General features: G+C 63.0%; 10 protein-coding genes. 3 read left to right on the top strand and 7 right to left on the bottom strand.

Annotated features, from left to right (window positions below; all coding sequences use genetic code 11):
• The coding region (gene ybaL, locus EOB49_RS24250) for a YbaL family putative K(+) efflux transporter (protein WP_245472820.1) at positions 1 to 1,715 on the top strand (1,715 nt) is incomplete at its 5' end.
• 70 nt (positions 1,716 to 1,785) lie between these two features.
• Here the strand turns inward: ybaL and EOB49_RS24245 are convergent.
• Complete coding sequence (locus tag EOB49_RS24245; protein WP_127382446.1) at positions 1,786 to 2,595, bottom strand: helix-turn-helix transcriptional regulator; 810 nt, start codon at positions 2,593 to 2,595, stop codon at positions 1,786 to 1,788.
• A gap of 117 nt (positions 2,596 to 2,712) precedes the next feature.
• Between EOB49_RS24245 and EOB49_RS24240 the strand changes: the two genes are divergently transcribed.
• Entirely contained in the window at positions 2,713 to 3,633 is a 921-nt protein-coding gene (locus EOB49_RS24240) for a zinc-binding dehydrogenase (RefSeq protein ID WP_127382445.1), read from the top strand.
• Between the two features lie 13 nt (positions 3,634 to 3,646).
• Here EOB49_RS24240 and EOB49_RS24235 read toward each other — a convergent pair whose 3' ends face one another.
• Entirely contained in the window at positions 3,647 to 4,399 is a 753-nt protein-coding gene (locus EOB49_RS24235; protein ID WP_023812510.1) for an SDR family oxidoreductase, read from the bottom strand.
• Between the two features lie 162 nt (positions 4,400 to 4,561).
• Between EOB49_RS24235 and EOB49_RS24230 the strand changes: the two genes are divergently transcribed.
• Positions 4,562 to 4,924 (top strand): nuclear transport factor 2 family protein, encoded by a 363-nt coding sequence (locus EOB49_RS24230; protein ID WP_127328262.1) that lies wholly within the window; start codon positions 4,562 to 4,564, stop codon positions 4,922 to 4,924.
• Positions 4,925 to 4,933: 9 nt separating this feature from the next.
• Here the strand turns inward: EOB49_RS24230 and EOB49_RS24225 are convergent, their stop codons facing one another.
• From EOB49_RS24225 to EOB49_RS24205, 5 genes are all read right to left on the bottom strand, one after another.
• The gene (locus EOB49_RS24225) at positions 4,934 to 7,195 is read right to left on the bottom strand and encodes a transglycosylase domain-containing protein (RefSeq protein WP_127328260.1); all 2,262 of its coding nucleotides are present in this window, start codon (positions 7,193 to 7,195) and stop codon (positions 4,934 to 4,936) included.
• A gap of 124 nt (positions 7,196 to 7,319) precedes the next feature.
• Positions 7,320 to 9,197 (bottom strand): acyltransferase family protein, encoded by a 1,878-nt coding sequence (locus EOB49_RS24220; protein ID WP_127382444.1) that lies wholly within the window; start codon positions 9,195 to 9,197, stop codon positions 7,320 to 7,322.
• Positions 9,198 to 9,312: 115 nt separating this feature from the next.
• Complete coding sequence (locus tag EOB49_RS24215; RefSeq protein ID WP_127382443.1) at positions 9,313 to 10,227, bottom strand: hypothetical protein; 915 nt, start codon at positions 10,225 to 10,227, stop codon at positions 9,313 to 9,315.
• 33 nt (positions 10,228 to 10,260) lie between these two features.
• Complete coding sequence (locus EOB49_RS24210) at positions 10,261 to 10,407, bottom strand: hypothetical protein (protein ID WP_013529552.1); 147 nt, start codon at positions 10,405 to 10,407, stop codon at positions 10,261 to 10,263.
• Between the two features lie 25 nt (positions 10,408 to 10,432).
• Positions 10,433 to 10,687 carry a GlsB/YeaQ/YmgE family stress response membrane protein gene (locus tag EOB49_RS24205; RefSeq protein WP_013529551.1) on the bottom strand — a complete coding sequence of 85 codons (255 nt, stop codon included), beginning with the start codon at positions 10,685 to 10,687 and terminating at the stop codon, positions 10,433 to 10,435.
• Between the last annotated feature and the right edge of the window lie 285 nt (positions 10,688 to 10,972).

Raw genomic sequence — 10,972 nt, 5'->3', positions numbered from 1 at the left:
TCCGTATCCCGCCGCTGGTCGGTTATCTCGTAGCCGGCGTGCTGGTCGGGCCGAACACGCCTGGCTTCGTCGCCGATGCCGGCCTTGCCAACGAACTGGCCGAAATCGGGGTCATCCTCCTGATGTTCGGCGTCGGGTTGCACTTCTCGTTGAAGGATCTTCTGTCGGTGCGCGCCATAGCCGTGCCGGGCGCCGTCGTCCAGATCGGCTTTGCCACCGCACTCGGTGCCGGGTTGTCGTGGATGCTCGGCTGGTCGATGGGCGCGGGACTGGTGTTCGGCCTGGCACTATCGGTCGCCTCGACGGTCGTGCTGCTGCGCGCTCTGCAAGAGCGGCGGATGATTGAGACCGAGCGCGGCCGCATCGCTGTCGGCTGGCTGATCGTCGAGGACCTGGCCATGGTGCTGGCGCTGGTGCTGCTGCCGGCGCTGGCCGGCGTGCTCGGCGGCCAGGAGCAGACCGACGCCCATGCGAGCGGGCTGCTGTCGCTGCCGGCCAGCTACGGCATCTGGGGCGTCGTCGGCATCACGCTGGCCAAGGTCGCCGCCTTCGTCGTCGTCATGCTGGTGGTCGGCCGCCGGGTCATCCCCTGGATCCTGCACTATGTCGCCCACACCGGCTCGCGCGAGCTCTTCCGGTTGGCGGTGCTTGCCATAGCGCTCGGCGTCGCCTTTGGCGCGGCCAAACTGTTTGGGGTCTCACTGGCGCTGGGCGCATTCTTCGCCGGCATGATCATGAGCGAATCCGAACTCAGTCACCGTGCCGCCGAAGAATCCTTGCCGCTGCGCGATGCCTTTTCCGTGTTGTTCTTCGTCTCGGTCGGCATGCTGTTCGACCCGTTCAGCCTGATCAGCAATGGCTGGCCGATCCTGGCAACGCTGGCCATCATCGTCATCGGCAAATCGCTGGCGGCGTTCGTCATCGTCGTTGCCTTCGGCTATCCCCTGGCCACCGCATTGATGATTTCGGCAAGCCTTGCCCAGATCGGCGAATTCTCCTTCATCCTGGCCGAGCTCGGCGTCGGGCTGAAACTGTTGCCCGAACAAGGTCGCGACCTCATTCTGGCCGGCGCCATCCTGTCGATCGTCCTCAACCCGCTGATGTTCCTGGCCATCGACTGGATGAAGCCGTGGCTGGAACGGCGCGCCGCCAGGACGGCACCGCCGGTCGAAGCAAAACCGGTTGGTCCGGCGACGGAGCCGGGCCAGGTGGCCTCTGTCGCGGCAACGGCGAAAAGGGAGGACGGGCCGCCGCCAAAGACGGCACTCACCGGCCATGCCATCCTCATCGGCTACGGCCGTGTCGGTGGCCTGGTCGGCTCGGCGCTGAAAGACGCGGCACTGCCCTTCCTGGTCATCGAGGACGCCGACAAGACGCTGGCGAGGCTGAAAGCGGACAGCATCGAGACCGTCGCCGGCAATGCGGCCAATGCCGAAGTGTTCGCCGCCGCCAATCCCGAAGGCGCCAGCCGGCTGATCCTTGCCATCCCCAATGCCTTCGAAGCCGGCCAGATCGTGCTCCGAGCCCGCGCCGCCAACCCTGGCATCAACGTCATCGCCCGTGCCCATTCCGATGCCGAGGTCGAACATCTCAAGGGTTTGGGCGCCGATACGGTGATCATGGGTGAACGCGAGATTGCGCGCGGGATTGTGGAAGAAGTTCTCGGTTCCAAACCGGAGTTGAGGCGCGAAACCGCCGAGCCATCGGTGGCCTGAGTCCCAAAGCCCAAGCTGCACTCTCGCGCGCTGGCAACGCGATCGGCTCGACCCAGCCTTCAAGTGAGCATTACGCCACGAATGCAGAGCCGCCATTTTGCGCGATACCACTGAGGTATTTGGCCGGCGGCTTCCCAAGCGCCTTCTTGAACATGGTGATGAAGGCCGTGACCGAACCATAGCCGAGATCGCCCGAGACTTGCTGGACACTCTTGCCGGACGCCAGTTCCCGAATTGCAACGATCAAGTGCAATTGCTGGCGCCAGCGCCCGAAACTTAGACCTGTCTCCTTTGTCACAAGGCGGGCGAGGCTGCTCTCGCTGAGCGCCATGCGCTTGGCCCAGTCCGCCAGCGTGCTGCGGTCGGCAGGGTCTTGCGCCAACGCCTCGGCGATCCTGTTCAAGCGCGGCTCGGATGAGATCGGCAGGTGCAATTGCTGGACAGGCATGCGTGGCAATTCGGTGAGCAGCATTTTGGTCAAGAGTTCGCCCCTCGCCTCGTCGTCCTGCAGCCGATCGGAAAGCTCGATGATCAATTCGCGCAGCAGTGGCGAGATCGAAAGCGTGCAGCACCGCTCCGGCAGGTCGGCGGCTCCCGGCTCTATGTAGACGAAAAAAATCCGGGCGTTGGCGGTCGCGACATTGCTGTGATCCATGCCGCCGGGGATCCACACCCCGCAATGCGGCGGCACCATCCATAGACCGCTTGGGACGCGGCATGTGACGCCGCCTGCAAGCGCGAAAACGAGTTGGCCCTTGCGGTGCCAATGGGAGGGTACCTCCGCTCTGGTCTCTGGGATATCGACGCGCACGGCAATCGCAGGCGCGGAAAGGTCATCCACATCGAAATCGAGCCAGGGGTAGCTGAGAGGCTGCTTCATGATTGACGGTTTTTAGCGATCAATTGCCTTCATATCTAAATTATTCAAAGGCAAAAGTCGATAAGGTACATTTGCGAATGAGCGGTGCGACCGCCGCGCAGCCAAGAGGTATGAACCATGCTCGCCCTCGTCATCTCCTCCGACAGCGCGACCGGACTGAGCATCTCGGAGCTTGCCGAGCCTCAACCGGCCTCGAACGAGGCGCTTGTCTCGGTCCACGCGACCTCGTTGAACCGCGGCGAACTGCGCCTGCTCAGCATACGTCCGAACGGCTGGATACCCGGCCAGGACATCGCTGGGATCGTCGAACGGGCACCAGCCGATGGCTCAGGGCCGGCCGTTGGCGCCCGCGTCGCGGCTTTGGTCGATCAAGCCGGATGGGCGCAACGTGTCGCCGTTCCGACCGACCGTCTCGCCGTCCTGCCCGATGACGTCAGCTTTGCCGCCGCCGCCACGTTGCCAGTCGCGGGCACGACGGCGCTGAGGACTCTACGCCATGGCGGCGACCTCGCCGGCCAGCAGGTCTTGATCACCGGCGCAAGCGGCGCGGTCGGTCGTTTCCAGATCCAGCTCGCCCGCCATCAGGGCGGATTCGTGACCGCTGTCGCCGCCGCCCGGCACGCTGAGGATCTCCGCAACCTGGGAGCCAGGCAGGTTGTCGAAGCGATAGACCTGGCCGAGGGGCCGTTCTCGCTGATTACCGAGTCGGTTGGCGGCCAAAGCCTCGCATGCGCGATCGAACGCGTCGCCCCTGGCGGGACCATCGTCATGTTCGGTTCGAGCAGCGGCGAACTAACGCCCGTCGGATTCCGCCAGTTCGTTCCGGATCATGAAGGAGCGAGGCTTCAGACCTTCGCCTACTACACGTCCGGTCCAGGCATTGGCGAGGACATCGCCTCGCTGCTCGCTCTGGTCGCAGCCGGCCGGCTCGAAACACGCGTGGCCTTGACCGTGCCATGGACAGACATCGCCCAAGCGCTGGACGCACTGCGACAGCGCAGCTTCAGCGGCAAGGCTGTTCTCACCATAACAGGATGAGCATCCTGTTTTGTCACACGTGCTGGCCGCCATTGATGTGAATTTCCGAGCCCGTCACATAGGACGCCTGCTGCGAACACAGGAAGAAGATGATGTCGGCGACTTCGGCCGTGGTGCCAAGGCGCCTGAGAGGGATGGTCTCGACGATCTTGTCAGTGCCCGGCGACAGGATCGCGGTGTCGATCTCGCCGGGCGCAATGGCATTGACGCGGATGCCGTGCGGGCCGAAATCATGCGCCATCTCGCGCGTCAGCGAGCCGAGCGCCGCCTTCGATGTGGCATAGGCCGTGCCGGCAAAGGGATGCACGCGGGTTCCCGCGATCGAGGTTACGTTGACGATCGAGCCCTTGGCCGCCGCCAGCTCCTTGAACAGGCCGCGCGCCAGCATGATCGGCGCGAAGAAATTGACCTGGAACACGTCGCGCCAGACATGCATCGGCGTGTCGATCGAATCCATGCGGCTGTTGCCGTCCTTGAGCTTCGGCGAAATGCCGGCATTGTTGACCAGCGCATGCAACTGGCCGCCATGCGCTTCCAGCCGGTGGCGGATTTCGGAGACGGCGATGCCGACATCCTCCTGATCGGCGAGATCGACCTTGATGTGGTCTTCCGGCCCGGCCGGCCACGGGCAATCCTCGGCGAAAGCCTGCCTGGAGCAGGTGATGACGCGCCAGCCCTCGCGCGAAAAACGCTTGACGGTGGCGTGGCCAATGCCGCGGCTGGCGCCGGTCAGCACGATGGTCTTTCGGGTGTCGAGCTCAGTCATTTCAAGGTCTCCGACCGGCAGATGTAGCCGAACGCCGCCGAGGTGGCGAGAGGCCGAAATGTCACCATTCGCCTCGATGAGGGAACTGGCGGGCCCGCTCGCCGTTGGTCCGTGAATGCGGAAAGGGCGCGGGGTTCTGAATCAATCAATCGGGACAGAGCCATGACACAGACAGCACCCCTCGACATAGCCACCGCCTTCACCAAGGCGTGGACAAGCCACGACCTCGAAAAGGCAGCATCCTTGGTCGCCGACGACGTCGTCTTTGATGGGCCGATGCAGCAATCGACCGGCAAGAAACCCTATCTCGAGGGCCTGACCAAACTTTCACAGGATGTGACCGGTGTGCGCATGATCGCGGCCTTCGGAGACGATCATCAGGCGCTGCTGATGTATGATTTGGTGACAAAGTCGTCCGGCGCGCTTTCCTGCGCCAAGCACCTCACCATCAGCGATGGCAAGATTCACAGCGACAAACTGACCTTTGACAGCAAGAAGTTGGGCAGCGCCAAGCCACGGAATTAGCGGATCGGATCAGCCGCCAAGGAGGTCGAGGATCGAGGTCTGCCGCTTCTTGCGCGGACCGCCGACGTCGCCTGGCGGCACCGGATGTTTGACCGACGCGGTGGCGCCGTCATCCTCCGGCATGGAGGGGCCGTCGGCATCGACAGTTTGGGCGGGACGGGCCGCGCGGACCGGCGCTTGGGCAACCGGCGCTGCTGGCCGCGCCGGTGCCTGCTGACCGACCGACGTCGACGGAACCGGCGCCGTGTTGTTCGCCGAGGGTATCTCGTCGGGGACGATTGTGTCGGCCGGCGTCGATTTCCAGGTGCCGGGCAGCGGCCGCACCGGCACACCCTCGTGGGCCGCAACCATGAACTCGTGCCAGGCCTGCGCCGGCAGTGCGCCGCCGGTGACCTTCTTCATCGCGCTGCCATCATCATTGCCGAACCACACACCAGTGGTGAGGTTGGCGGTGTAGCCGACGAACCAGGCGTCGCGCGAATTTTGACTGGTGCCGGTCTTGCCGGCCGATGGCCAGGCGAAAGCCGCTTTCCGGGCAGTGCCGATCTCAACCGTGCCCGTCATCATCGAGTTCATCATGCCGACGATCTCAGGCTTGACGACGCGCGGCGCGCTGCCGCCGCCGCTGTCGTAAAGCACCTTGCCCTCGGTGGTCGTCACGCGCCGGATGAAATGGATGTCCGGCTTGTAGCCGCCATTGGCAAAGGGGACATAGGCCGAGGTCAGCTCCAGCGGCGTCACTTCCGAAGTGCCGAGCGCGATCGAGGTGTTGGCTATCAGGTCGGACTGGATGCCCATGCGGTGCGCCGCCTCGACAACCGCGTTCGGCCCGACCTCCATGGTCAGTTGCGCCGCCACCGAGTTCAGCGACTTGGCCAGCGCGGTGGCCAGCGTCACCTTGCCGAAATACTTGCCGCCGTAATTGTCGGGTGTCCAATTGCCGATCTTGATCGGCGCATCGTTGCGGATGCTGTCGGGCGTGCGACCGGCTTCGAGCGCGGCCATATAGACGAACGGCTTGAACGCCGAGCCCGGCTGGCGACGTGCCTCCGAAGCACGGTCGAACTGGCTGGTCGAATAGTCGTAGCCGCCGACCATGGCACGCACCGCACCGGAATCGTCGATCGACACCAGCGCGCCCTGGGTGACGTTGAGCTTCTTGCCGCTCTCGTCGATCAGTCTGCGGATCGACTGTTCGGCGAGCTTTTGCAGGTTCAGGTCGACGGTGCTGTCGATGACGATGTCGCCGCGCACGTCGCCGATCAGGTCGGGCAATTCCTCCATGATGGTGTCGGCGACATAATTCTCCGAGCCGGTCCAGTAGGACGGCGCGCGCGTTGCCGGCGCGCTCATCGCCGAGGTCATTTCCTTGGCGCTGATCTTTCCCTCGTCACGCATGGCGGCAAGCACCAGTTGCGAGCGTTCCTCGGCGGCCTTCGGATCGCGTGCCGGGGACAGCCGCGACGGCGCCTTCAACAGGCCGGCAAGCAATGCGGCTTCCGACAGGGTGACGTCGCGCGCGCTCTTGCCGAAATAGCGGCGCGAGGCGGCCTCGACGCCATAGGCGCCGGAACCGAAATACACCCGATTCAGGTACATTTCGAGGATCTGGTCCTTGGTGTGCTTGTGCTCCAGCCACAGCGCCAGCAGCACTTCCTGCACCTTGCGTTCCAGCGTGCGGTCGGGTGTCAGGAACAGGTTCTTCGCCAATTGCTGGGTCAGCGTCGAACCGCCCTGCGAGAAACGCCCGCCCAGCACGTTGGTGACCATGGCGCGCGACAGACCGATCGGGTCGATGCCGAAATGCGAGTAGAAGCGCCGGTCCTCGATGGCGATGACGGCTTCCGGGATATAGGGCGACATCTCATGCAGGCCGACGGCCTCGCCGCCGCTCATGCCGCGATTGGCGAGCAATTGGCCATCTGCCGAGACGATCTTGATGTTGGGGGCGCGGTCGGGAATCGACCAGGTCGTCGCCGCCGGCATCTTGGCGCCATAGTAGACGACGATGCCGGCCACCGCGATGCCGCCCCAGATGGCGAACACGAAGCACCAGTAGAACAGCCGGCCGAGCACACCGAACAGGCCGCGCCGGCTTCTGCCGCGCTTGGCCCGCGACGATTTCCCTTTGGCCGGCTTGCGTTTTGCGGAGGCTTTGCGATTGCTCGGCACGACGCGATCCTCCTCGTTCACCGAAAGACCCGCCGAGGACCGCGCCTGCGGCGGCCCCTCGAAACTGGGTTCGATGCGACTGTCTCTGCGGTTCGCCATGCGCTGTGCTTGATATCCCCGATGCCTATGGCGTTCGGGTTGAAGAGTAGATGCGGCGGTTTAAAGGCGGGTTAAGTCGTGTTCGATTGCCGGCCCTGGCGTTGGTCAACGATGTTGATGCTCGCTAGAGACCCGCCGCCTTCGCCAGATAGGGCGCCAGCGCCAGCGCATAGGTGGCCGTCATATGGTGATGGTCGCGCCAGACGATGATGTTGCCGACCACGGCCGAACAGCTGTCCTTGCCACATAAGGCATCGTTCATGTCAACGACACGGACCCCTGGCAATGCCCCTGCGGCGAGGGCGAAGACATCGCTCGTCTCCACCTCCTGTCGCGCGTTGACGCATTTGTCGGCATCGGCGGCCAGGCAATCACCGGGATCGAACTTGACGAAAGGCGTGTTCCGAATGGCGATAATACGCACGCCCGTTCTGTTCAAGTCGCTCCAGATGCTGCGCAAACCGTCGATCATTGCCGGCTCCGGTGTGTCGGAATAGCGAGACTGGCTGGTGAACATCAGGTCTGGCCGCAATTTCCTGATCTCGGCGAGAACGTTGTCGCGCCATGTTGCGCAGGCCTCATACGGCTTACCTTCATCCGTCACCGCGGCAAGGGTGAAAGGGCATGCAGCCTTGGTGAAGGTGACCAATTTCCACTTGCGGTCCCTGGCAATCTTGTCGATGGCCGGGATCCATTGTGCTGCGTGTGAATCGCCTGCGACGACAATGGTTCTGGTTCCCTGGGGATCGCCGAGCTGGCAGCCCACAGCTTGCGTGCTGTCCTGCTCCTGATGGCATTTCAGTCGATAGACGATCGGTACGTCACGCCTGAGTTTGCCGAGGGATGGCAGCAGTTGCACGTCGCGCGGAACCGAAGCGTTGGCAAGAAGCGCTGCCGGCCCTGGATGATTCGGTGTCCCGATCAGGCTGATATCGACGTCTTTCCTGTCGAGCGCATAGCCGAGCCCACCCGACACCATCACGCAGACGGCAACGGCGGCAGTGGCATAGGCCAGAGGTTTCCGTTCCGTATCCGACCGCGGCTGCCGGTAGCGCTGTTCGACATATCGGTAGGAAAGATCCGAGATTGCCAGCGTCAGGGCGATCAGCACGAGACCTGCAAGGAGCCCGGCCGCGGGGCGATGCGCCGAATAGAAAACAACCAGCGGCCAATGCCAGAGGTAGATCGAATACGACCGGTCGCCGACATAGCAAAGGGTGCTGGCATCAAGTCCGCGAAACCGGCCTAGTTTGATGCCGCCGGCGGCAATGATGAGCACCGTTCCCAAGGTCGGCAGCAAGGCAAGAGCGCCAGGAAATGACGTCGAGGCGGAAAAGAAAAGCGCTGAAAACCCGATGGCGCCAATACCGGTCATCGCCATTGCGGCGCGCAATGGCAGCCCTGCCCTGAACCGATGGACCGTCAGCGCCAGCAGGCCACCGAGCGCCAGCTCCCACAGACGGGTATGGGTTACGAAATAAGCGGCGGCCGGATCGCTCCGGGTGATGACAACCGAGCTGATCAGCGACCCGGCAAAAACCGCGGTCAGCCCCACGAGGAATACGTCTTTCGCTGGCCGCCCGAGACGGCGCGCCAGCCAAAGGCCTGCCACCATCAGCAATGGCCAGACGATATAGAACTGCTCCTCGATCGATAGAGACCAGTAATGTTGTACCGGGCTCGCCGCCTCCTCGGCGCCGAGATAGTCGACCGCCTGCCAGGCAAGCCGCCAGTTCTGCACATAGAGCGCACTGGCAGCGACCTGGATTGCCGTCTCTTCCCAACGTGCCATGGACAGGAAGACCAGCGTTCCTGCGAGCGTGGCAAGAAGGGCCAGGATCGCAGTCGGCAGCAGTCGCCGCACTCGCCGCGAATAAAAACCATCAGCGAGATTCGACCATCGCGCAACGCCATGCGGGCAAGCAGACCTGTGATGAGATAGCCCGAGATGACGAAGAACACATCGACTCCGACATACCCGCCAGGAAGAACCGCGGGCCAGATGTGGAAAACCACCACCAGGGCAACGGCTATGCCACGCAGCCCCTGGATTTCAGGCCGCAATGCAACAGGCCCCTCAGCGTCTTCTGTCAACACCACCCGCCTCAGACCTGATTTCAGATGGGCTCGAACTTCACATCCGGCTGGTCGGGACCGCCGGCTTGCCGCAACAGCGCGAGAATGTGTTCACTCCTGTCAACCTGCTGTCGCCTCCAGTTCGAGGCGTTAGTCACGTGCAGCCAGCCATCGACCACCATGAAAAAATCCTCGGATTGATCATGTCCCGCGCCGAAGCGAAGCGATTTGTTTTCAGCGAACCGAACCATCGCCGGGTCCATAGACCTGTAGAGCACCGGCCAGTTGCCGCCGCCGGAATCCATATGAAACTTGTAGCTCGGGGCGAAATCCAGCCGCCGCCGCAACAGGCTTCCATCGAAAAAACAGAAGCCGGGCCACAAGAACCAGCCGTCTGGTGTCGGCGTATCGCGCCGCACGCTGCCGTAGAGGCTCTTGCCCTTCATCCGGTCGCGGATCGAAAATGGTTCAGTTGGAAAGATGTCATGATCGATGAAGCCGAAAAGCTTCGGCCCGAACCCAGGCAAGAAATTCCGCACGATCCAGTTGAGCGCTTGACCGTGCGATCTGCTGACGACCAGCCTGTTCTTCGGCAATGCCACATAGGGGACATGCTGGCGACGGCAGAGATCGCGGATTGCTTGCCTCGCCTCGTCCTTCTTGCTGTTGTCGAAGACGATGTAGCTCTCGTGCTCGGCAAGGTATCGGCGCACCAGGTGGATCTGCCATTCGATCATTTCGGGCCGGTTGAAGGCCACGGTGGCGACTATGCCATCGCGGAATACCTGCTCTTGCCCCTGCAAATCGAAGACCGGCGCGGATGCTCTCAGGAAGCGAAACACCCGCCAATGATAGCGCAACAGCGCCTCGCGCCTTGGCGGCCTGTTCAGCCTCTCCCATTCCGCGACGGTAATTCTGGGCGGATCGTCATCTTCCGGCGCGTCGGAAGCCCCCATGTCGCGCTCCTGCATCTGCCCCACCGGTGCAGGCTAGTTCTGCTGGATCGAAATGCCCTTGTCGTCGATCTTGAGTTCGACGCCCTTGGGTTTGGTCTGCTCGCGATAGACGTAGATGCCGAGCGCAATGACCACGACGACGAGCGCGCCAATGACGAGATAGAGCGTATTCTGTTTCATGGCGCGCTCTTTGCGTTGTCGAGCCTCAGGCTCTTTTCAGGACCTTGACCAGCACCAGCAGGATGATGGCGCCGATGGTGGCATGGATGATCGCGGCGAGAGTGCCGCCGCCGATGGAAAATCCGATCCTCGGAAACAGCCAGCCGGCGATGAACGCGCCGACGATGCCGACGATGATGTTGCCGATAAGGCCGAAGCCGAAACCGGAAACGATAAGACCGGCGAGCCAGCCGGCGATGGCACCGATGATGATGAAGACGAGCAGGCTTTCGACACCCATAGAGAGTTCCTCCGAGCAAGAGGGCGACGGCGGAACGGAAAGCTCCGAATCGGCCTCGATATCAACGGCTTCAGGCTATTCGAAAGCGACCAGCCTCACCAGCGGCGCACTCATTGATCGTCATCGTCGCTTGCGGCAGGGCGCCAGCTGGTCGGCTCGACCTTCTTTTGCGTGTGACTGTCGATATAAACCCACCAGCCGTCGTCGCGATATTGCGCGATGGATTCGTTGATCACGCCGTCGCTATCCTTCCACGTGACGGAGACCTTGGAGCCGTCTGTCGGC

The sequence above is a fragment of the Mesorhizobium sp. M7A.F.Ca.MR.148.00.0.0 genome, assembly GCF_003997735.1.
Classification (GTDB): domain Bacteria; phylum Pseudomonadota; class Alphaproteobacteria; order Rhizobiales; family Rhizobiaceae; genus Mesorhizobium.
The sequence above is the reverse complement of the archived record's forward strand: the minus strand, read 5'-3'. Positions and strand labels throughout refer to the sequence as shown.